This is a genomic window from Variovorax sp. ISS6, assembly GCF_056523145.1.
Genome location: NZ_JAWRZC010000001.1, coordinates 1,419,571 through 1,440,910, shown reverse-complemented (window position 1 = coordinate 1,440,910; position 21,340 = coordinate 1,419,571). Strand labels below are relative to the sequence as shown.

Below are 21,340 nucleotides of genomic sequence, written 5' to 3'. Positions count from 1 at the left end.
CCCCCATGCCCAACGCGCTCGAACTCACCGGCATCCGCAAATCCTTCGACGGCTTCGCGGCGCTGACCGACGCGCACTTCGCCGCGCGCTGGGGCGAGGTGCATGCGCTGCTCGGCGAGAACGGCGCGGGCAAGTCCTCGCTGATGAACATCGCGGCCGGCCTCTATGCGCCCGAGGCGGGCCAGTTGCTGGTCGACGACAACGCGGTGCGCTTCGCGGGCCCGCGCGATGCGGCGCGCCAGGGCATCGGCATGGTCCACCAGCATTTCAAGCTGGTGCGGCCCTTCACCGTGGCGCAGAACATCCTGCTGACCGCGCCGCCTTCGGCCGAATTCCGAAGCCATGGCGAGCAGCTGCGCGACATCGCGCGCGACATCCGCAACAAGGCCTCGGCGCTGGGCTTCGACATCGACCCAATGCGCCGCGTCGACACGCTCTCGATCGCCGAGCAGCAGCGCGTGGAGATCCTCAAGGTGCTGCTCGCGGGCGCGCGCATCCTGATCCTCGACGAGCCCACCGCCGTGCTGACCGACCAGGAGGCCGCGCGACTGCTGCAGACCGTGCAAGGGCTCGCGCGCGGCGGCGCCGCGGTGGTGCTGGTCACGCACAAGATGGCCGACGTGAAGACCTATGCCGACCGCGTGACTGTGATGCGCGGCGGCCGTACCGTGGCCACGCTGCGCCCGCAGGACGCGTCGGTCGCCGAGCTCGTGAAGCTCACGGTGGGCGAGGCGGTCGCGGCCTCGGCCTTCCGGCCCGCGCCCTCGGCGCGCGGCGCGGTGCGCCTGTCGGTGCGCGGCCTGCGCACCCCTGCCTCGCCCGAGGGACGCCGCGTGCTCGACGGCGTCGACCTCGCGCTGCACGCGGGCGAGATCTACGGCCTGGCCGGCGTCGGCGGCAACGGCCAGGGCGAGCTGGCCGGCGCGATCCTCGGCCTGCCGGGCGAGGCCGTCGAGGGCGAGATCCGGCTCGAGGGCCATGGTGACCTGAAGGCGATGGCCGCCGCGGCGCGCCGCGGGCTCGGCATCGCGGCGATCCCGGCCGACCGCTACGGGCTCGCGCTCGCGAGCGGGCTGTCGGTGGCCGAGAACTACGCCATCGGCCGCGTGCACACGGGCCGCTACGGCCCGGTATGGCGGCTGCGGCGCGGCCGCATCCAGGCCGACACGCAGGAAGCGGTGCGCGCCTTCGACGTGCAGGGCGTGCGCTCGGTGGCGCAGAAGGCGGCGCTGCTGTCGGGCGGCAATGCGCAGAAGCTGGTGCTGGCGCGCGAGTTCGGCAAGTCGCCCACGCTGGTGCTCGCGCACAGCCCGAGCCGCGGGCTCGACGTGCGCGCCAGCGCCGAGGTGCATGCGCGGCTGCGCGCCGCGCGCGACGGCGGTGCCGCGGTGCTGCTGATCAGCGAGGACCTCGACGAGGTGTTGCAGCTGGCCGACCGCGTGGGCGTGATGACGCGCGGCCGCATCGCGGGCGAGTTCGCGCAGCCGGCCGACCGCCAGGCCATCGGACAGGCGATGGTGGACCATGGCTGAAGCCGCGCTCGCCCCCGACACCGCGCGCGGCTCGGCACCGCGCCGCGTGCAGCCGCCGGCACGCCGCCGCTACGCGCTCGAGATCCGCCAGCACATGGCCTGGCGCTGGCAGGCGCTGATCCTCGCGGCCGCGCTGATCGCGGGCTTCGCGATCTCGGCCGCGATCCTCGTGGCCGCGGGCGTGCCGGCCGACGAGCTCGCCAACGAGTTCGTGACCCAGACCTTCCTCGACGGCCAGAACTTCCGCGCCGTGCTGTTCCAGGCCGCGCCGATGATCCTGGTCGGCCTCGCGGGCTCGATGGCCTTTCGCGCGCGCTTCTGGAACCTCGGGCTCGAGGGCCAGATGATCTGGGGCGCCATCGGCGCGACCGCCGTCTCGATCTGGCAGCTCGGCCCCGAGCCGCTGCGCCTGCCGCTGATGTTCGCGGCCGCCATCGGCTGCGGCCTGTTGTGGGTGCTCGGCCCCGCCTGGCTCAAGCTCAGGCTGGGCGTGAACGAGATCATCTCTACGCTGATGCTCAACTACATGGCTGCCAACTTCCTGCTGCACCTGGTCTACGGCGCCTGGAAGGATCCGAAGGACAGCTTCCCCTACTCGCCGCAGTTCCGCGCCTTCGAGCGGCTGCCCGAACTCGGGGCCGGCATCGGCAGCGCGATCCTGCTCGCGGGCATCGTCGCGCTGCTGGCCTGGTGGCTGGTGGGCGTGAGCCGCGCGGGCCTGTACCTGCGCTTCGTCGATGCCAACCCGCGCGTGGCGCATGCCAACGGCGTGCCGGTGCGGCGCACGATCTACGGCGCGGTGCTGCTGTCGGGCGCGATGGCCGGGCTCGCGGGCTTCGCGGTCGCCGCGGGCCAGGAGGGCCGGCTCACGCAGGCCTTCTACCAGGGCTACGGCTTCTCGGGCATCCTGATCGCCTTCCTCGCGCGCAACAACCCGCTCGCGGCCACGGTGGTGGCGCTGCTGGTGGCGGCGCTGTTCGTCACCGGGCGCAGCCTGCAGGTGTTCTACCAGGTGCCGTTCTCGATGGTGCAGCTGATCCAGGCCATCATCGTGGTGTGCGTCGCCTCGAGCGACTTCTTCATCCGCCACCGGCTGCGCCGCGTGGGCACGGAGACCGCGCCATGAACGGCGGCGTGATCCTCAACTGGCTCGCGAGCACGCCCGACTTCGCGGTGCCCTATGCGCTGGCCGCGCTCGGCCTGATCCTCAGCGAACGCGCGGGCGTGCTCTCGCTCGGCGCCGAGGGGCTGATGCTGGTGGGCGCGCTGGCCGGCATCGGCGCGCAGATCGCGATCGGCCAGCCCGCAGTGTCGCTGGCGCTCGCGATGCTGGCGGCGGCCACGGTGTCGGTGCTGTTCGCGGTCATGGTGATCTGGCTGCGCGTGAACCAAGTGATCGCGGGGCTGGCGCTGGTGTTCTTCTGCCAGGGGCTCACGGCGCTGGTCGGCAGCCTGGCCGGTTGGACCAACCATGCCACCGAGGGCATCGGCGCGATGGGGCTGTGGCCGCTGTCGCTGCTGCCGGGCGTGGGCCGGCTGTTCGAGCAGAACGCGATGGTGTGGCTCACGCTGCCGCTGTTCGGCGCGGTGGCCTGGTTCTTCGCGCGCACCGCCACCGGCCTGCGGCTGCGCGCCGTGGGCGAGAACCCGCAGGCGGCCGACGCGGCCGGCATCCGCGTGCCGGCCTGGCGCTTCGCGGCGGTGCTCGCGGGCTCGGCGCTGGTGGGCCTGGCGGGCGCCTACATCTCGGTGGTCAGCACCAAGCTATGGATCGCGGGCATGACCGGCGGGCGCGGCTGGATCGCGGTGGGCCTGGTGATCTTCGCGCGCTGGTCGCCGTGGAAGGCGCTGGTGGGCGCGCTGCTGTTCGGCTGCATCGAGGCGCTGATCCCGCAGCTGGCCGCGGCCGGCGTGCAGTTGCCGCAGTACTTCGTGATGATGACGCCATACGCGGTGACGCTCGGCGTGATGGTCTGGGTGGCGCTGTCGCGGCGCGGCGCCGACGAGGAGCCCGGCGCCCTCGGCCAGGCCTATGTGCGGGAGGAAAGAAGATGACGCTGAAGGCCTGGGTCTACGACGAACCGCGCGACCTCGAGGCGGCGCGCTTCGCCGACTACCTCGATCCGAAAACCACCGCGGTGGTCTCCATCGACATGCACCGCGGCCACCTCGACGACGATCCCGCCTGCCCCTGCCCGGCGCCGCGCGCCCGCGAGGTGGTGGCGCCGATCGACGGCTTCCACGACGAAGCGCGCGCGCTCGGCGTGCGCATCGTGCACGTGAAGTCGGTGCTGCGGCCCGACGGCAGCGACGACCTGCGCGGCATTCCGGCCGCCTGGCGGCGCACCTTCCCGTTGCACGTGGGCGAGATCCCGAACGCCGATGCGCATGCCCTCGAGGGCTCGAAATGGACCGAGTGGGTCACGCGCGTGGAACCCGGCGACCTGCGCGTGGACAGCAAGCGGCGCCTCTCGGCCTTCTATCCCACCGACCTCGACTTCCTGCTGCGCAACCAGCGCATCGAGACCGTCGTGCTCGACGGCGGCTTCACCGACTGCTGCGTGCTCAACACCGCCTTCGACGCCAACAACCACAACTACCGCGTGATCGTGCTGCGCGACCTGGTGCGCGGCACCGACACGCGGCTCGAGAGCGCGGCGCTCGCGATGGTCTCGCTGCACCTCGGGCTGGTGATGGAATCGCGGGAGCTGCTGCGCCAGTGGCGCGGCTGAGCGGCTACGCGTCAGCCGGCGCGCCGAGCCACTCGCGCGCCACCGCCTGCATCGCCCCGGGCTGCGCCGCGCGCCACACCACCTCGGGCGCCGCGATGTGCACGCCCGGCGGCGCGATGCGCAGCGCGAGGTCGACCAGCTCGGCCAGCTTCGACGGCCGCACCGGCTGCTCGCTGCTGGGCACCATGTAGCTCAGCGTTCCGAGCATCCAGGCCGCCAGCCGCTCGGGGCGGCTCGCGCGCTGCGCCGCGGCCGGCTTGCGCGCCGAGCGCAGGATCAGCAGGCGCTCGAAGCCGCAGGCCACCACGGCCTGCTCGTCGAGGTTCGCGAGGCCGCGCTTGAGCGCCTCGGGCAGGCGGCCCTGGTCGTGCGGCTGCACGATGACGAGCGTCTGCACGCCGCAGCCGCGCAGCCAGCGCGCGAGCGCCGGCAGCTGCTCGGGGTCGGGCAGCCACAGCGCGCGCTCGCGGCCGTGGTACAGGCGCGGCGCGTCGAAGGCCACGATCGCGGCCCGGGCCGAGGTCGGCGGCCATTGCGCAATCGGCCGCGGCGGGCACAGGCAGGACTCGACGCCGGGCAGCCCGTCGTGCATGGGCTCGCTCACCAGCACGCGCACATGGGCGTGGCGGTGGCTGCCCGCGAGCCGGTGCAGCAGGTCCTGGCCCAGCGCGCCGGTGGCACCGGCAATGAGCAGCGTGCCGAAGGCGGCGGAGGCGTTGGGGACGGGCACCGCCGGGCGGTTCGCGCCACGCAGGGCTTGGAGCGGATCGAGGGACATAGCAGCACCTATGCTAACTTCGGCCCCATTCTGTGGAGGTAATGCAAATGATGATGAAGCGCTGGCTCCTGATCCTCGCGGCGGTCCTGTCCCTCAGCGGATGCGGCTACAACCAGTTCCAGTCGCTCGACGAGGCCAGCAAGTCGGCCTGGAGCGAGGTGCTCAACCAGTACCAGCGGCGCGCCGACCTCGTGCCCAACATCGTCGCCACCGTGAAGGGCGAAGCCGCCTTCGAGCAGGACACGCTGACCAAGGTGATCGAGGCGCGCGCCAAGGCGACCTCGATCCAGGTCACGCCCGAGACGCTCAACAACCCCGAGGCCTTCAACAAGTTCCAGCAGGCGCAGGGCGAGCTCTCCTCGGCGCTGTCGCGGCTGATGGTGGTGTCGGAGCGCTACCCCGACCTCAAGGCCAACCAGGCGTTCCGCGACCTGCGCGTGACGCTCGAGGGCACCGAGAACCGCATCACCGTGGCGCGCAACCGCTACATCGAGAGCGTGCAGGAGTACAACGTGCTCGCGCGCAGCTTCCCGACCAACCTCACGGCCAAGGTCTTCGGCTACGCGCCCAAGCCCAACTTCTCGGTGCAGAACGAAGCCCAGATCTCGGTGCCGCCGACGGTCGACTTCGGCGCGCCGAAGAAGTAAGGCAAAGCTGCGCCGATGGCCGCAGCCCTGATCCGCCGCCTGCTGGCCGCGTTCCTCGCCGTGGCGCTCGGCTGGGCCGCGCTGCCGGCCTTCGCGCAGGCCCCGCTGCCGGTGCCCGCGCTCACGGCGCGCGTGATCGACCAGACCGGCACGCTCGACGCCGCGCAGCGCGCCGGCCTCGAGACCAAGCTCGCGGCCTTCGAGCAGCGCAAGGGTTCGCAGATCGCGGTGCTGATGGTGCCGACCACGCAGCCCGAGGACATCGAGAGCTACACCCAGCGCGTGGGCGATGCCTGGAAGATCGGCCGCAAGGGCGTGGGCGACGGCCTGCTCGTGATCGTCGCCAAGGACGACCGCCGGATGCGCATCGCCCCCGCCAAGGCGCTCGAGGGCGCGGTGCCCGACCTCGCGGCGGCACGCATCGTCGACGAGGAGATGAAGCCGCGCTTTCGCAACGGCGACTTCGCGGGCGGCATCAACGCGGCGGTCGACCGGCTGATCGGCCTGGTCGACGGCGAGCCGCTGCCCGAGCCCGCGCGCGACGGCGGCGATCGCGGCAGCCAGGGCTTCGACTGGGAGAACCTCGCGATCTTCCTGTTCGTGGGCGTCTTCATCGGCGCGCCGATCGTGCGCGCGATCCTCGGCAAGACCCTGGGCTCGGTGGTCATGGGCGGCGGCATCGGCGTGGTCGCGTTCTTCCTCACCACCAGCCTCGTGATCGCGGTGCTCGCGGGCATGGTCGCGCTCGTGGTCTCGCTGGCCTCGGGCCTCGCGCGCTTCGGCGGTGGCGGCTGGAGCAGCGGGGGTGGCGGCGGTGGCTGGAGCGGCGGCGGAGGTGGCGGCTGGAGCGGTGGCGGCCGCAGTGGCGGCGGAGGCGGCGGCTTCAGCTCGGGCGGCGGCGGCAATTTCGGCGGCGGCGGCGCCTCGGGAGACTGGTGAGCATGGCAACCCTTTTCTCCAAGCTTGGCCGCATGTGGCGCCATCGCTGGATCGACGAGGCCGCGGTGCGCCGCGTGCTGCCGGCCGACGCGCTCGCGCGGCTGGCCGCGCGCGTGGGCGCGAGCGAGCGGCGCCACAGCGGCGAGATCCGCATCTGCATCGAGGCCGGCCTGCCGATGTCCTACCTGCGCCGCGAGGCGCCGGCACGGCAGCGCGCGGTCACGCTGTTCGGCAAGCTGCGCGTGTGGGACACCGAGCACAACAACGGCGTGCTGATCTACCTGCTGCTGGCCGAGCACGCGATCGAGATCGTGGCCGACCGCGGCATCGATGCACGGGTGAGCGACGACGACTGGCGCGCGATGGCGCAGCGCATGGGCGCGGCCTTTCGCGAGGGCCGCTTCGAGGACGGGCTCACGCAGGCGCTCGAGGAGATGTCGGCGCTGCTGGTCGAGCACTTCCCGCTGCGCGACGACGAGCCCGACCGCAACGAGCTGCCCGACGAACCCGTTGTGCTCTGAACCGGTTCGTCAATCGACCTCGGGCAACGCCCACACGGTCGATCCACCCACCGCATAGAAGCGCCGCCCCGGCGCCGACTCCATGGTCCAGCCGCCCGTGAACTCGCCGAAGGCGGGCAGCACGGCCTGACCTTGTCCTTGTCCTTCCTCGTGCACGAAGCACGGCAGCCGCACGCTGTCGCGCCCCGGCCCGTGCAGCCGGCGCGCCGGATGCAGATGGCCCGCGAGCACGAAGTGCGTGGCATGCGCCTGCGGATGGTGGCAGCAGGCGAACGGACCGAGCAGCCAGGGCTCGTCGACCACCTCGATGCCGAGCGCGGGCGGCGGATCGCCCGCGCGGCTGTCGTGGTTGCCGCGCACCAGCGTCATCGCGAGCGCCGCATACTGCTCGCGCCATTCCCGCACCACGGGCAGCACCGCGCGCGCGGGCGCCGCATGCAGGAAGTCGCCGAGGAACACCAGGCGCTCGGGCGCATGGCGCGCGATCAGCACATCGAGCCGCGCGAGGTTCTCGAGCGTGGTGCCGCCCGGCACCGGCAGGCCCAGCGCGCGGAAGGTGGCGGCCTTGCCCAGGTGCAGGTCGGCGACGAACAGCGCCCGCCCGGCCGGCCACCAGAGCGCGCGCTCGGGCAGCAGTTGCACCGTTTCGCCCGCCCATTGGAGCGGCAGCGGCGTGGAGGTGGAAGAAGACGGAAGGGAACGCATCGCCGGCCAGTGTCGCAAAAGCACCGTGCGGCCGCGTCCGACTTGCAATTCGCCCGCCCTGCCCCTAGCTTTGCCGGATGACCGAATCGCCCACGCTGCACATCGTCTGCCCGCACTGCCACACCACCAACCGGGTGCGCGAGGCCCAACTGGCCAGCGCGCCCGACTGCGGCAACTGCCACAAGCCGCTGTTCGGCGCCCATTCGGCCGCGCTGCCCGACGTGGCGAGCTTCGACCGCCACATCGCGCGCAACGAGATCCCGGTGCTGGTCGATTTCTGGGCCCCGTGGTGCGGCCCCTGCCGCCAGATGGCACCGGCCTACGAGCAGGCCGCGGCGCAGCTCGAGCCGCGCGTGCGCGTCGCCAAGGTCGACACCGAGGCCGTGCCCGCGCTGGCCGCGCGCTTCAACATCCGCAGCATCCCGACCCTCGCGCTGTTCAAGGGCGGCCGCGAGGTCGCGCGCCAGGCCGGCGCGATGGGCGCGGCCGACATCGTGCGCTGGGCCAGGGCCCACGGCGCCGGCTGAAGCGTCAAGGCCGCCGCCGGCGTTCGCGCCGCGGCGCCGGCGGCCGGGCGGCGCCCTCCTGCCCGAAGGCCAGCGAGCCGCGCACCCGCTCCGCGCCGCCCGCGGTCACGACACCGCCGGCCGCCTTCTCGAGCTGCTCGACCATGCGCGCGATGCGGTCGGCCACGTTCTCGTTCGACAGCTTCTCGCGGAACAGCTCGACCATCAGCGGAAACGAGAACGGCGTCGGCCGCTCGAGCGCGCGCAGCACCAGCTGCTGCGTTCCCATGCGCGCGAGGCTGGCGGCGAGGCGGCCGATCTCGAGCTCCTGCGACAGCAGCTCGCGCTCGGCCTGCGCGAGCAGCGCGTTGTCGGGGTCGTACTTGCGGAACACCTCCCAGAACAGCGAGGACGAGGCCTGCAGTTGCCGGCTGCTGCGCTTCTCGCCCGGATAGCCCTGGAAGATCAGCCCCGACACGCGCGCGATCTCGCGAAAGCGCCGCTGCGCGAGCTCTCCCGCGTTGAGCGAGGCCAGCACCTCGTGCAGCAGCGCCTCGTGCGCCTGTGCCGCGTCGCCCGCCGGCATGCCGAGCACCTCGGGCAGCCGCGCGGGCCAGTCGACCTCGCTCGCGCTCAGCAGCTCGAAGCCGTAGTCGTTGACCGCGATCGAGAAGGTGCGCGCCTCGTGCTGCGCCACGCGCCAGGCCAGCAGGCTCGCGAGCCCCAGGTGCACGTGGCGGCCCGCGAAGGGATAGAGGAACAGGTGCCAGCCCTCGCGCGTCTTCAGCGTCTCGGCCAGCAGCGTTCGCGGCGTGGGCAATGCCGACCACTGCTGCTGCAGCTCGAGCAGCGGCCGCACGCAGCGCAGCTCGGGCGACTCCCACAGGCCCTGGTCGGCCAGCGCGAGCTGCTGCACCACCGCGTCGGCCAGCGTGTTCGACAGCGGCATGCGCCCGCCATTCCAGCGCGGCACCGCGGGCCGCTGGCCGCTGGCGCGCCGCACCCAGGCCGTCATGTCGTGGATGCGCACCAGCTCGAGCAGCCGGCCGCCGAACAGGAAGCAGTCGCCGGGCTTCATGCGCGCGACGAAGCCCTCCTCCACGCTGCCGATCTTCGCGCCGCCGAGGTACTGCACCGCCATGCTCGCGTCGCTCACGATGGTGCCGATGTTCATGCGGTGGCGCCGCGCGAGCCGCGCATCGGGCACGCGCCACACGCCTTGCGCATCGGGCACCACGCGCCTGTAGTCGGGATAGGCCGCGAGCGAGGCGCCGCCCTGGGAGACGAAGTCCAGGCACCAGGCCCAGTGCTCGCGCGTGAGCCCGGCATAGGCGGCGGTGCCGCGCACCTCCTCGTAGAGATCGTCGGGCACGAAGCCGCCGCCGAGCGCCACGGTCACGAGGTGCTGCACCAGCACGTCGAGCGGCTGGTCGGGCGAATGGCGCGCCTCGATGTGGCCCTCGGCGATGGCGGCGCGCGCCGCCGCGCCCTCGACCATCTCGATGCTGTGCGTGGGCACGAGCGTGATGCGCGAGGGCCGGCCCGGCGCATGGCCCGAGCGGCCCGCGCGCTGCAGCAGCCGCGCCACGCCCTTGGGCGAGCCGATCTGCAGCACGCGCTCCACCGGCAGGAAGTCGACGCCGAGGTCCAGGCTCGAGGTGCAGACCACCGCCTTGAGCTCGCCGCTCTTCAGGCCCAGCTCGACCCATTCGCGCACCTCGCGGTCGAGCGAGCCGTGGTGCAGCGCGATGGTGCCGGCCCATTCGGGCCGCGCCTCGAGCATCGCCTGGTACCAGATCTCCGACTGCGAGCGCGTGTTGGTGAAGACCAGCGTGGTGCTGCTGGCCGCGATCTCCTCGAGCACCTGCGGCAGCATCGTGAGGCCCAGGTGGCCGCCCCAGGGAAAGCGCTCGGCGCGGCCCGGCAGCAGCGAATCGATGACCAGCTTCTTCGGCACCTGGCCCTGCACCAGCACGCCGTCGCCGTGGCCCAGCAGCGCGTGCATCGCCTCGTGCAGGTTGCCGAGCGTGGCCGACATGCCCCAGACCGCGAGCCCCGCGTTCCAGCGCCGAAGCCGCGCGAGCGCGAGCTGCACCTGCACGCCGCGCTTGTTGCCGAGCAGCTCGTGCCACTCGTCGACCACCACCATCCTCACCTGGCCCAGCACCTCGCCGGCATCGGCGCGCGCGAGCAGCAGCGACAGGCTCTCGGGCGTGGTGACCAGCACCGTGGGCAGGCGCGTGTTCTGCGCGCTGCGCTCGGCCGAGGAGGTGTCGCCGCTGCGCGCGCCCGCGCTCCAGGGCTGCACCCCGGCGCCGAGCGCCTCCAGCGGCTGCTGGAGCGCGCGCAGGGTGTCGGCCGCGAGCGCGCGCATCGGCGTGAGCCACAGCACGGTGAGCGGCGGCGCCGGCGCCGGCCGCGCGCCTTCCTTGCGCGGCCGCGCGGCCTGCGCATGGGCCAGCAGCGCGCCGAGCCACACGGCGTAGGTCTTGCCCGCGCCGGTGGTCGCATGCAGCAGGCCCGAGCGGCCCTGCGCCACGGCCTTCCACACCTCGCGCTGGAACTTGAAGGGCTTCCAGCCGCGCGCGTCGAACCAGGCGTCGAGCGCCGCCTTGACCGCCTTGCTCATGACGGCAGCAGCGCGGCCAGCGTCTGCAGCGTGTCGGCCTCTTGCACCGGTTTGTCCTCGCGCCAGCGCAGCATGCGCGGAAAGCGCACCGCGATGCCGCTCTTGTGGCGCGCACTGCGTGCGATGCCCTCGAAGCCCAGCTCGAACACCAGCGTGGGCTTGACGCTCTTCACCGGCCCGAAGCTCTCGATGGTGGTCTTGCGGATGACCGCGTCGACGCGCGCCATCTCGGCATCGGTGAGGCCCGAGTAGGCCTTGGCGAAGGGCACGAGCTTGCGCTCGGCCTGTTCGGGCGGGCCGCCCCACACGGCGAAGGTGTAGTCGCTGTAGAGGCTGGCGCGGCGGCCATGGCCGCGCTGCGCATAGACCAGCACCGCGTCGATGCTCAGCGGATCGATCTTCCACTTCCACCACACGCCCACGTCCTTGGTGCGGCCCACGCCGTACTGCGCGCTGCGGCGCTTGAGCATCATCCCTTCGACGCCCATGCTGCGCGCCGCCTCGCGCTGGCGCGCGAGATCGGCCCAGTCGGCGCCGTCCAGCATCGGGCTCGGCAGCAGCAGCGGATGCGCGAGGCGCGCGACCAGCTCGTCGAGCAGCACGCGGCGCTCGGCCTGCGGCAGCGCGCGCAGGTCGCGGCCCTCCCACTCGAGCAGGTCGTAGGCCAGCAGCACCACCGGGATCTCGCGCAGCAGCTTCGGCCCCAGCGTCTTGCGGCCGATGCGCTTCTGCAGTTCGGCGAAGGGCTGCACCCGGCCGTCGCGCCACACGGCGATCTCGCCGTCGACCACCGTGCCGTCGGGCAGCGCCTCGCCGAGCGCCGCGAGTTCGGGGAAGCGCTCGGTCACCAGTTCCTCGCCGCGCGACCACAGCCACGCTACGCCCGCGCGCTTCACGAGCTGCGCGCGGATGCCGTCCCATTTCCACTCGACGATCCAGTCCGAAGGCGGCCCCAGCGCCGCGTCGAACTGCTCGAGCGGCAGGTTGAACGGATGCGCGAGGAAGAAGGGATAGGGCTGCCCGCTGGTCTTCCGCACCTGCTCGGCGTCCGATTCGGGCGCGATCAGCGTGCCGTAATCGTCGGCCCGCGGCCGCGCGCCGATGTGGGTGTAGCCCATGAGCCGCTGCGCGACGCGCTTGGCATCGATGCCGCCCACGGCCGCGAGCGCCTGCGTGACCTGCAGCTTCGACACGCCGACGCGGAAGGCGCCGGTGATGAGCTTGAAGTAGACCAGCCGCTCCTCGGCCGCGAGCCGTCGCCACTGCGCGCGCAGCCGCTCGGCCAGTTCCTCGGGCGCCGCCTTCGCGGCCTCGCGCAGCGGCAGGAGGTGCTGCTCGACCCAGGCCGCGAGACCGAGCTCGTGCGTTTCGCTCGGCGGCGGCAGCAGCAGCGCGATGGTTTCGGCGAGGTCGCCGACGGCCTCGTAGCTCTCGTCGAACAGCCACTCGGGCAGGCCCGCGGCCTCCTGCGCGAGCAGGCGCAGCAGCTTGGTCGGCACCAGCTGGCGCGGCTTGCCGCCCGCGAGGAAGTAGACGGCCCAGGCGGCATCGGCCGGATCGGCCGCGCGCAGGTAGCGCTGCAATGCGGCCTGCTTGGCGAGGCTCGAGGTGCTGGCATCGAGCTCGCGGTAGAGCGCGGCGAAGTCCTTCATGCCGGCGCCGCCTCCCCGGCGGGCGGCGGTGCTTCCTGGTCGTCCTCGTCGCCGTACTCGGTCTTGAAGCCCTGCGCGTCGAGGCCGTTCTCCGACAGCCAGCGCACCATCACCTGCACGCTGCCATGGGTGACGAACACGCGCTCGGCGCCCGTGCCCGCGATCGCCTGCTGCAGCCCGGGCCAGTCCGCATGGTCCGACATCACGAAGCCGCGATCGACGCCGCGCCGGCGCCGCGTGCCGCGCAACTGCATCCAGCCGCTCGCGAAGGCATCGGCATAGGCGCCGAAGCGCTTCATCCACGGCGTGCCCTGCGCCGAGGGCGGCGCCAGCACCAGCGCGCGCTTCAGCAGCGCCGCGTCGACGCCGGGGTCGGTGACGCGCAAGGTGGCTGGCAGCGCCACGCCCGCGGCGCGGTAGACCGCATTGAGCGGCTCGACCGCGCCGTGCACGACGATCGGCCCGATCGAGGCGTCGACGCCATGCAGGATGCGCTGCGCCTTGCCGAAGGCATAGCAGAACAGCACCGAGGCGCGGCCGGCCTCGGCATTGGCGCGCCACCAGGCGTCGATCTCCGCGATGAGCTGCGCCTGCGAGGGCCAGCGATAGATCGGCAGGCCGAAGGTGGACTCGGTGATGAAGGTGTCGCAGGGCACCGGCTCGAAGGGCGCGCAGGTGCCGCCGGGCTCGGTCTTGTAGTCGCCCGAGGCCACCCAGACGCGGCCGCCATGTTCGAGCCGCACCTGCGCCGAGCCCAGCACGTGGCCGGCCGGATGCAGCGACACGCGCACGCCGCGGTGCTCGATCGCCTCGCCGTAGGGCAGCGTCTGCAGCGGGATGTCGGCGCCCAGGCGCGCGCGCAAGGTGCCGGCGCTGTCGGTGTGGGCGAGGTAGTGGCCGTGGCCGGTGCGCGCATGGTCGGAGTGCGCGTGCGTGATGACGGCGCGCGCGACCGGCCGCCAGGGGTCGATGTAGAAATCGCCCGGCGGGCAGTACAGGCCCTCGGGGCGCGCGACGACGAGATCTTCTTCCTGCGCGGGCATGGCATGCCATCGTAGGCGCTCGCGGCCCGCGGCGCCTTGGCCCGGATGCCGCGAGGCGCCGTGGGCCGGCGCCTACCCGGCGCGCCTGTCCCGGGTGCTCAGGGTTGCTTGCCGCGGCGCGCGGCCGTCATCTCGAGCACGTTCATCTTCATGCCGTTGGCCATCACCATGTCGCCGGGCTTCTGGCCGGCCTTGCAGGGGCCGACCCATTTCGCCTCGACGACGGCCATGCCTTCGCTGCGGCCCATCAGCGGCGGGCTGTAGGTCGACCTGCTTTCCACGCGGTAGGCCGAGCCGAAGTCGCCGCTCATCACGGCGCGCGAGGTGGCGGTGGTGCTGCCGATCTTGCAGACCGAGTCGATCACCAGCTTGCCGCCCTCGGCGCGCAGGTCCTGCTTCGAGCACAGGCTGCGGCCCATGCCCTGGCCCATCTCGCGTAGGGCCTTGTCGGTGGCCGCGTCGATGCACTGCTGCATGGTGTGGCTGCCCTCCTTCGCGCCGCTGCCGTCGTCGCTGCGCATCTCCCACAGGCCGGGCTTGCGCGCGGGATAGTCGATCGCCACCGCGGGCCCGGCGAGCACGGCGCAGGGCAGCACCGCGGCGCAGGCGGCGAGGAAGGCCAGGACGAGGGGAAGGGTCTTCATGGGGCGGCTCCGGGCGCGGCGTGTCGAAGGCTCGACGATGCCCCGGTTTGTACAGGGCGCCCCCGCGGCGCGGAATACCGCGATCGGTCTACGCCGCGCGGCCGGCCCCGGCGATGCCGCTCGTGCCGCTCGCCGCCGCGCGCACGCGCGTGGCCAGCCCGAACACCATGCCCAGCACGAAGCCGCCGCCCACGTCGATCAGCACGTGCTGGCGCACCGCCATGGTCGAGTAGACGATGCCCGCGGCCCACGCGAGGTTGAGGCCGCGCAGCCAGGCGGGCGCGCCCACGCTGCGCAGCTGGCGCGCGAGCACCACGCAGGCGAACACCGAGAACGAGACATGCAGCGAGGGAAAGGCATTGCCCGCCGAGTCCTTGGTCTTGAGGAAGTGCAGCGTGGTGCCGGGACTGGTGTCGATGGTGAAGTTGGGGATCGCGGTCGGCAGGCACCAGAACACGACGAGCGCGATGGTCGTCATCAGCGCGCAGGCGAGCGAGAACACCGTGAGCTCGCGCCGGTCGCGCGAGAACAGCACCGGCAGCGCGATGTAGAGCCACAGCGACAGGTACACCGGCAGCAGCGCGGGCCAGAAGGCGACGAGCCGGTCGATCGGCGTGAGCGGCAGCACCCAGGCCTCGCCCGAATGCCGCATGACCCAGAAGTACAGCGGGAAGAAGCCGATGGTGGCGAGGGTGTTGCCGATCAGCTTGAGCGGCCACAGCGCGAGCGCGCGGCGGCCCAGGGCGCGGGCCCAGGGCGTTGGCGTGGCGACGGGCTTGGAGTCGGGGAAGGAGGTCATGGGCGCCGGAGGCGATGCGCGCGGGCCCCGCGGGTGCGGGGCCGCGGCATCACCAGGGCGTCCACTTTAAATCGCTTCGCGCCGAGGCCACCGTGCGTTCGATGAAGCGCACGCCGCGCGCCCCATCCTCCACGCGCGGATAGTCGGCGTCGAGCGGGTCGGCGCGCCGGCCTTCGAGGCGCGCGCGGATGTCGGCGGCGACGCCCGCGTAGACGTTGGCGAAGGCCTCGATGAAGCCCTCGGGATGGCCCGCGGGCAGGCGGCTCGCGCGGCGCGCCGATTCGTGCAGCCAGGGGGCGCCGCGCGTGAGCACGCGCAGCGGCCCGTCGTGCGGCAGGTGCAGCAGCCGGCTCGGCTGTTCCTGGTGCCACTCGAGCGTGCCCAGGGTGCCCGCGATGCGCACGCGCAGGTCGTTCTCGAGGCCGGTGCTGATCTGCGAGGCGATGAGCACGCCGCGCGCGCCGCCCTGGTAGCGCAGCAGCAGGCTGCCGTCGTCGTCGAGCTGGCGACCGGCCACGTGCGCCGTGAGGTCGGCGCACAGGCTCTCGATCTCGAGGCCGGTCAGCGTGGCGACGAGGTTCTCCGCATGCGAGCCGATGTCGCCGATGGCGCCGGCCGCGCCGCTGCGCGCGGGGTCGGTGCGCCAGTCGGCCTGCTTGTTGCCGGTGCCCTCGAGCTGGCTCGCGAGCCAGCCCTGGTTGTATTCCACGACCACCTTGCGCAGCGTGCCGAGCTCGCCCGCGCGGATCATCGCGCGGGCCTGCCGCACCATGGGGTAGCCGGTGTAGTTGTAGGTGACGCCGAAGACCGTGCCCTGTGCCGCCACGCTGGCGACCAGTGCATCGGCCTGCTCGCGCGTGTGGACCAGCGGCTTGTCGCACACCACGTGGAAGCCGGCCTCGACGAAGGCCCGCGCCACCGGGTAGTGCACGTGGTTGGGCGTGACGATCGAGACGAAGTCGATGCGCTCGCCGGCGGGCCGCTTCAGTTCATCGGCCAGCAGGGCCTGCCAGTCGCCATGGTTGCGCGCGTCGGCCAGGCCGAGGTCGGCGCCCGAGGCGCGCGCCTTGGCGGGATCGGAGGACAGCGCGCCGGCCACGAGTTCGATCTGGCCGTCGAGCGCGATCGCCTTGCGGTGCACGCCGCCGATGAAGGCATCGCGGCCGCCGCCGACCATGGCGTAGCGCAGCTTGCGATGGGGGGTGTCGGTCATCCAACTCCTTGAGGTTCCAGAGACGGGGTTCCCCCTCCCCGCGGGGAGAGGGAGCGAAGCGATCGGCCGGCCGGCCGATCCCGTTCAGAACGGCGAGTTCGGGTGGTAGAAGTCCTTGGCGTTGTCCTTGGTGATCAGCACCGACGGGATGATCGTGGTCGCGGGCAGCTTCTCGCCCTTCAGGCGCGCCTCGGCCGTGAGCTTGATGGCGTCGTAGATGAACTTGGGCGAGTAGCTCACGTCGGCCGTGATGCGCTTGTCCTTGCCGTCCATGATGGTCTTGACCATGCCCTTGGCGCCGGCGCCGCCGAACACGATTCTGATGTCGTCGCGCTTGGCTTGTTCGATGGCCTTGAGCACGCCCACGGCCATGTCGTCGTCGGCGGCCCAGATGGCGTCGATCTGCTTGAAGCGCGTGAGGTAGTCCTGCGTGACCTTGAAGGCGTCGTCGCGGTTCCAGTTGGCGTACTTGGCGTCGAGCAGCTTCACGTCGGGGCTGTTCTTGAGCACCGCGTTGAAGGCGTCCATGCGCTCGTTGTCGAGCGTGGTCGCGATGCCGCGCAATGCCACCACGTTGCCCTTGCCGCCGAGCTGCTTGACGATGTACTCGGCCGGGATGCGGCCGAAGGCGGTGTTGTCGCCGGCCACGTAGGCGTCCTGCGCGCTGGTGTCGGTCAGGCCGCGGTCGACCACGGTGACGTAGGCACCCTTGGCCTTGACCTGCGCGACCGGCTTGGTCAGCGCGGCCGATTCGAACGGGAACACGACCAGCGCGTTGATCTTGGTGACCGTCGACAGGTCCTGCAGCTGGTTGGCCTGCTCGGGCGCGTTGGCGGCGGTCTTGATCGTGATCTTCAGGTCCTTGTGTTCCTTCTCGAGATCCTTCTTCGCCTGGTTGGCCCAGTAGTTGATGCCGCCCATGAAGCTGTGGGTGGCGGCGGGGATCGAAACGCCGAGGTTGACCTTGTCCGCGGCGAGCGCGGGCAGGCTGGCGAATGCCGCGGCGGCCACGGCCGTGAGCGCGATGCGTCGGGTGAAACGGGTCATGCTGATGTCTCCTCTTGGTGGATGGAACGGAACGGGAAGGAACCAGGTGTGGCCACGCCCAACGGCGTCATCGCTTTCCTCGCTGGAGGAAGGCCACGATGATGATCACGAAGCCCTGCACCGCGGCATTCAGGTACACGCTGATGATGCTGGTGAGGTTCAGGATGTTGCTGATGACCGAGAGCAGGATCGCGCCCACCACGGTGCCGGTGATGCTGCCCGCGCCGCCCTTGAGCGCGGTGCCGCCGACGATCACCGCGGCGATCGCCTCGAGCTCCCACAAGAGGCCCGTGGTCGGCGAGGCCGAGCCCAGGCGCGGCACGTACAGCAGCGTGGCGATGCCCACGCACACGCCGAGCAGCACGTAGGTCAGGATCTTCACGCGGTCGACGTCGACCGCGGCATAGCGCGCCACCTGCTCGTTGGAGCCGATGGCCTGCACGTAGCGGCCGTAGGCGGTGCGGTTGAGGATCACGCCGCCGACGATGGCGACGATGACGAACACCCACACCGGCACCGGGATGCCCGCGAGGCTCGCGTAATAGACCGGCGCGTAGAGGTCCGACAGCTCGTTGTCGAGCGTGAGCGCACCGCCGTCGGCGAAGTAGGTGAGGTAGGCGCGGAAGATGCCGAGCGTGCCCAGCGTGACGATGAAGGGCTCGATGCGGCCCTTGGTGATCAGCAGGCCGTGCGCGAGGCCGAACAGCGCGCCCAGCACCACCGCGAGCACGGCGCCGAGCATCACCGCCATCAGCGGCGAGCCGGTGGCCGGGCCGGCCCAGTTGATGAACATGATCACGCTGCCCGCGATCAGCGCGGCCATCGAGCCCACCGACAGGTCGATGCCGCCCGAGATGATCACGAAGCACATGCCGACCGCGATGATGCCGATGAAGGCGGTGCGCGTGAGCACGTTCATCGCGTTGTCGACGGTGGCGAAGTCGCCGTTGAGCAGGGTGCCGGCGATGCACAGCAGCACCAGGCCGATGACGGGGCCGAGGCCGTGCAGGTGCTCGGTCCAGCGCGCCTTGGGCTGGGCGCGGTGGGTGTCGGCGGTGGGTTCGGGGCTGTTGTTCATGGGGGCCGGGTGTGGGTCGTGTCTCAGTGCGCGCCGGTGGCGTGGGCGATGAGCGCTTCTTCGCTCAGGTGGTCGGCGTCGAGCGTGGCGACCAGCCGGCCCGCGCGCATCACCGCGACGCGGTGGCACAGGCCGATCAGTTCCATGAGCTCGGACGAGATGACGATCACGGCCAGGCCCTCGCGCGCCAGGCGCTGGACCAGGAAGTAGATGTCGCGCTTGGCGCCCACGTCGACGCCGCGCGTGGGCTCGTCGAGCACCACCACGCGCGGGCGCGGCTGCAGCACCTTGGCGAGCGCGAGCTTCTGCTGGTTGCCGCCCGACAGCGACGAGGCCCTGACCTCGAGCGAGCCGGCGCGGATGCCGTAGTCCTTGACCGCCTCGGCCAGCGCGCCGCGCTCGGCCTCGGGCTTGAGCCAGGGCGTGGCGTAGCGCTCGAGCGCCATCAGCGTGAGGTTCTGGCGCAGGCCGAAGTGCACGTGCAGGCCCTTGCCCTTGCGGTCCTCGCTCAGGTAGGTGAGGCCGTGCTTCGCGGCATCGCGCGGGCTGCGCCAGCCCTTGCCGCCGGGCACCGCGCGCCCGAGCATCTCGACGCTGCCGGCGGCGGGCCGCAGGCCCAGCAGGCCTTCGAACAGCTCGGTGCGACCGGCGCCGACCAGGCCCGCGAAGCCGAGGATCTCGCCGGGGCGCACCTCGAAGCTCGCGTCCCGTGCCCAGCCGGGCACGCTGAAGCCCTGCACGCGCATCGCGGGCGCCTGCGCGGCCGACACCGGGTCGCGCGGCGGATAGAGGTCGGCCAGCTCGCGGCCCACCATCAGGTTGGCCATCTGCTGGCGCGTGACCTCGGCCGTGGGCGAACGCGCGACGAAGCGGCCGTCGCGCATCACGATCACCTCGTCGGTCACGCGCTCGACCTCGTCGAGCTTGTGCGAGATGTAGACGATGGTCACGCCATCGGCGCGCAACTGCGCGATCAGCTTGAACAGGCGCTCGGTCTCGCCGGGCGTGAGCGTGGCGGTGGGCTCGTCCATCACCAGGAGGCGCGCGCGGCGCGCGATGGCCTTGGCGATCTCCACCAGCTGCTTCTCGGCCACGATGAGCCGGCGCACTTTGGTGCGCGGGTCGGCCTGCAGGCCCACTGCGGCCAGCGCGGCGGCCGACTCGCGCTCCATCGCGGCATCGTCGAGGAACAGGCCCTTCTTCTTCTCGTGGCCGAGGAAGATGTTCTGCGCGATGCTCAGGTCCTCGGCGAGGTTGAACTCCTGGTGGATCAGCACGATGCCCAGCGCCTCGGCATCGCGCGAGCCGGCGAACTGCTGCGGCTGGCCGTTGATGCGCAGCGTGCCGCCCGTGAGGCCCTCGTAGCCCGAGAGAATCTTCATCAGCGTGGACTTGCCCGCGCCGTTCTCGCCGAGCAGGCCGTAGACCTTGCCGGGCGCGAGCGCGAAGCTCACGCCGTGCAGCACCTGCACCGGGCCGAAGGATTTCCGCACGTCGTCGAATTCGACGGCCACGCTGGTCTTGCTCTGCGTTTCGCTCATGGCGCGATCCCCCTCGCCTTGAGGCTCTGCTGCATCGCGAGCACGCCGGCGCCGATCAGGCCGCCCTGCGCGGCCAGCGGCGTGTACTGGATCTCGAGATGGCGCGTCGACAGCGCGAGCGAGCGCTGGTAGACGCTTTGCCGCACGGCCGCGAGGAACAGCGGGCCGATGCGCGTGATGCCGCCGCCGATGAACACATGCGACGGATTGAAGAAGTTGACGACCGAAGCCAGCATCTGGCCGATGAGGTTGCCCGCGCGCTGCACGATGGCGTTGGCTGCGGGATCGCCGGCGCGGCTGGCCTGGCCCACGTCGAGTGCCTCGATGCGGCCCTGGCTGCGCAGCACCTCGGCCAGCACGGCGCTCTCGCCGGCCTCGGCCGCCTGCACCGCCATGCGCGTGATCGCGGGGCCGGCCGCCATCGCCTCGACGCAGCCCAGGTTGCCGCAGTGGCAGCGCGGCCCTTCCTGGTCGACGCAGATGTGGCCCACGTCGCCGGCCGAACCCGCGGCGCCGCGGTAGACCTCGCCGTGGCAGACGATGCCGCAGCCGATGCCGGTCCCGATCTTGATGACGAGGAAGTTCGAGAGCGAGCGCTTGAGGCGCCAGAGTTCGCCGAGCGCCATCAGGTTGACGTCGTTGTCGACGAACACCGGCGCGGCATAGTCCTCGCGCAGGTAGTCGCGGATCGAGAAGCTGTCCCAGGCCGGCATCAGCGGCGGATTGACGAGCTGGCCGATCTCGAAGTTGACCGGTCCGGGCACGCCGATGCCGATGCCGAACACGTCGCGCGCCGTGCGGCCGCAGCGGCCCAGCAGTTCGCGCATCAGCGCACGCACGCGCGCCAGCACGACCGCGGGGCCGTCGCGCACGTCGGCCGCTTCCTCGTGCTGCGCGAGCACCGTGAGGTCGGGCTGCAGCACGGCGACGCCGAGGCTGGTGGCGCCGATGTCGACGCCCACGAGCACGCCGAGGTCGGCATGGAGCTGGAGGTTTTCGGGGCGGCGTCCGCCCGAGGAGCGCTGCAGGCCGGCTTCGGCCAGCAGGCCCTGCTCGAGCAGCCCGGCGATGAGCGCATTGGCCTTGCTCTTGGAGAAGCCGAGTTCCTCGGCCATGGCATGGCGCGAACCGCCGGCCGACCAGAAGGTGGTCTCCAGCAAACGCATTTCGTCCGCAGTGATGCCGCTCCAGGGTGCCACGCGCGCTTGTCTCCGGTTTTTTTGTCGGGACCCGGCGGCATCGAGGCCGGCGGGCGAAGGCGAATACTAGGAGGCCGGCTTCAGCCGGGCAAGGCTGAACTTCGACCATATTCTGATCGAAGATGACTCGATTCT

The 21,340-nt window shown here is 71.9% G+C and carries 20 protein-coding genes; 8 read left to right on the top strand and 12 right to left on the bottom strand.

Features of this window, described 5'->3' with window-relative positions; genetic code table 11:
• Nucleotides 1-5: 5 nt before the first annotated feature.
• From AC1HIL_RS06720 to AC1HIL_RS06705, 4 genes are read left to right on the top strand one after another with little or no spacing between them, the layout of a single operon-like run.
• Nucleotides 6-1,532, top strand: a complete 1,527-nt coding sequence (locus AC1HIL_RS06720; RefSeq protein ID WP_479671427.1) for an ABC transporter ATP-binding protein — start codon at nt 6-8, stop codon at nt 1,530-1,532.
• Nucleotides 1,525-2,658: an ABC transporter permease gene (locus AC1HIL_RS06715; RefSeq protein ID WP_479671426.1), complete on the top strand. Its 1,134-nt coding sequence runs from the start codon at nt 1,525-1,527 to the stop codon at nt 2,656-2,658. The genes AC1HIL_RS06720 and AC1HIL_RS06715 overlap by 8 nt, the downstream gene beginning before the upstream one ends.
• Complete coding sequence (locus AC1HIL_RS06710; RefSeq protein ID WP_479671425.1) at nt 2,655-3,587, top strand: ABC transporter permease; 933 nt, start codon at nt 2,655-2,657, stop codon at nt 3,585-3,587. The genes AC1HIL_RS06715 and AC1HIL_RS06710 overlap by 4 nt, the downstream gene beginning before the upstream one ends.
• A 2-nt stretch (nt 3,588-3,589) precedes the next feature.
• The gene (locus tag AC1HIL_RS06705; protein ID WP_208511295.1) at nt 3,590-4,264 is read left to right on the top strand and encodes a cysteine hydrolase family protein; all 675 of its coding nucleotides are present in this window, start codon (nt 3,590-3,592) and stop codon (nt 4,262-4,264) included.
• A 4-nt stretch (nt 4,265-4,268) separates the two neighbouring features.
• Here AC1HIL_RS06705 and AC1HIL_RS06700 read toward each other — a convergent pair whose 3' ends face one another.
• Entirely contained in the window at nt 4,269-5,042 is a 774-nt protein-coding gene (locus AC1HIL_RS06700) for a hypothetical protein (protein ID WP_479671424.1), read from the bottom strand.
• Between the two features lie 47 nt (nt 5,043-5,089).
• Between AC1HIL_RS06700 and AC1HIL_RS06695 the strand changes: the two genes are divergently transcribed.
• Genes AC1HIL_RS06695 through AC1HIL_RS06685 form a run of 3 tightly spaced genes read left to right on the top strand, consistent with a single transcriptional unit; the run spans nt 5,090 to nt 7,149 of the window.
• On the top strand, nt 5,090-5,689 hold the full coding sequence (locus tag AC1HIL_RS06695; protein ID WP_395349219.1) for a LemA family protein: 600 nt from the start codon (nt 5,090-5,092) through the stop codon (nt 5,687-5,689).
• A gap of 15 nt (nt 5,690-5,704) precedes the next feature.
• Entirely contained in the window at nt 5,705-6,628 is a 924-nt protein-coding gene (locus AC1HIL_RS06690) for a TPM domain-containing protein (protein ID WP_479671423.1), read from the top strand.
• Nucleotides 6,629-6,630: 2 nt separating this feature from the next.
• Nucleotides 6,631-7,149 carry a TPM domain-containing protein gene (locus AC1HIL_RS06685; protein ID WP_172705455.1) on the top strand — a complete coding sequence of 173 codons (519 nt, stop codon included), beginning with the start codon at nt 6,631-6,633 and terminating at the stop codon, nt 7,147-7,149.
• A 9-nt stretch (nt 7,150-7,158) separates the two neighbouring features.
• Here AC1HIL_RS06685 and pdeM read toward each other — a convergent pair whose 3' ends face one another.
• Nucleotides 7,159-7,854: a ligase-associated DNA damage response endonuclease PdeM gene (gene pdeM / locus AC1HIL_RS06680; protein WP_479671422.1), complete on the bottom strand. Its 696-nt coding sequence runs from the start codon at nt 7,852-7,854 to the stop codon at nt 7,159-7,161.
• 77 nt (nt 7,855-7,931) lie between these two features.
• Between pdeM and trxC the strand changes: the two genes are divergently transcribed.
• Nucleotides 7,932-8,381 carry a thioredoxin TrxC gene (trxC, locus tag AC1HIL_RS06675; RefSeq protein WP_057593964.1) on the top strand — a complete coding sequence of 150 codons (450 nt, stop codon included), beginning with the start codon at nt 7,932-7,934 and terminating at the stop codon, nt 8,379-8,381.
• Nucleotides 8,382-8,385: 4 nt separating this feature from the next.
• Here the strand turns inward: trxC and AC1HIL_RS06670 are convergent, their stop codons facing one another.
• The 10 genes from AC1HIL_RS06670 to AC1HIL_RS06625 form a co-directional block, all read right to left on the bottom strand.
• Complete coding sequence (locus AC1HIL_RS06670; RefSeq protein ID WP_479671421.1) at nt 8,386-10,989, bottom strand: ligase-associated DNA damage response DEXH box helicase; 2,604 nt, start codon at nt 10,987-10,989, stop codon at nt 8,386-8,388.
• Complete coding sequence (locus AC1HIL_RS06665) at nt 10,986-12,641, bottom strand: ATP-dependent DNA ligase (RefSeq protein WP_479671420.1); 1,656 nt, start codon at nt 12,639-12,641, stop codon at nt 10,986-10,988. Before AC1HIL_RS06665 ends, AC1HIL_RS06670 begins: the two co-directional genes overlap by 4 nt.
• Nucleotides 12,638-13,684, bottom strand: a complete 1,047-nt coding sequence (locus AC1HIL_RS06660; RefSeq protein ID WP_479671419.1) for a ligase-associated DNA damage response exonuclease — start codon at nt 13,682-13,684, stop codon at nt 12,638-12,640. Before AC1HIL_RS06660 ends, AC1HIL_RS06665 begins: the two co-directional genes overlap by 4 nt.
• A gap of 98 nt (nt 13,685-13,782) precedes the next feature.
• Nucleotides 13,783-14,328: a DUF3617 domain-containing protein gene (locus AC1HIL_RS06655; RefSeq protein WP_479671418.1), complete on the bottom strand. Its 546-nt coding sequence runs from the start codon at nt 14,326-14,328 to the stop codon at nt 13,783-13,785.
• Nucleotides 14,329-14,416: 88 nt separating this feature from the next.
• A complete protein-coding gene (locus AC1HIL_RS06650; protein WP_479671417.1) occupies nt 14,417-15,127 on the bottom strand; it encodes a phosphatase PAP2 family protein in 711 nt (236 codons plus the stop codon).
• Nucleotides 15,128-15,176: 49 nt separating this feature from the next.
• Nucleotides 15,177-16,340, bottom strand: a complete 1,164-nt coding sequence (locus AC1HIL_RS06645; protein ID WP_057593970.1) for a Gfo/Idh/MocA family protein — start codon at nt 16,338-16,340, stop codon at nt 15,177-15,179.
• An 84-nt stretch (nt 16,341-16,424) separates the two neighbouring features.
• Entirely contained in the window at nt 16,425-17,387 is a 963-nt protein-coding gene (locus AC1HIL_RS06640; RefSeq protein WP_057593971.1) for a substrate-binding domain-containing protein, read from the bottom strand.
• 67 nt (nt 17,388-17,454) lie between these two features.
• Nucleotides 17,455-18,465 carry an ABC transporter permease gene (locus tag AC1HIL_RS06635; RefSeq protein ID WP_057593972.1) on the bottom strand — a complete coding sequence of 337 codons (1,011 nt, stop codon included), beginning with the start codon at nt 18,463-18,465 and terminating at the stop codon, nt 17,455-17,457.
• Between the two features lie 23 nt (nt 18,466-18,488).
• On the bottom strand, nt 18,489-20,006 hold the full coding sequence (locus AC1HIL_RS06630) for a sugar ABC transporter ATP-binding protein (RefSeq protein ID WP_479671416.1): 1,518 nt from the start codon (nt 20,004-20,006) through the stop codon (nt 18,489-18,491).
• Entirely contained in the window at nt 20,003-21,172 is a 1,170-nt protein-coding gene (locus AC1HIL_RS06625) for an ROK family protein (RefSeq protein WP_057593974.1), read from the bottom strand. Before AC1HIL_RS06625 ends, AC1HIL_RS06630 begins: the two co-directional genes overlap by 4 nt.
• Between the last annotated feature and the right edge of the window lie 168 nt (nt 21,173-21,340).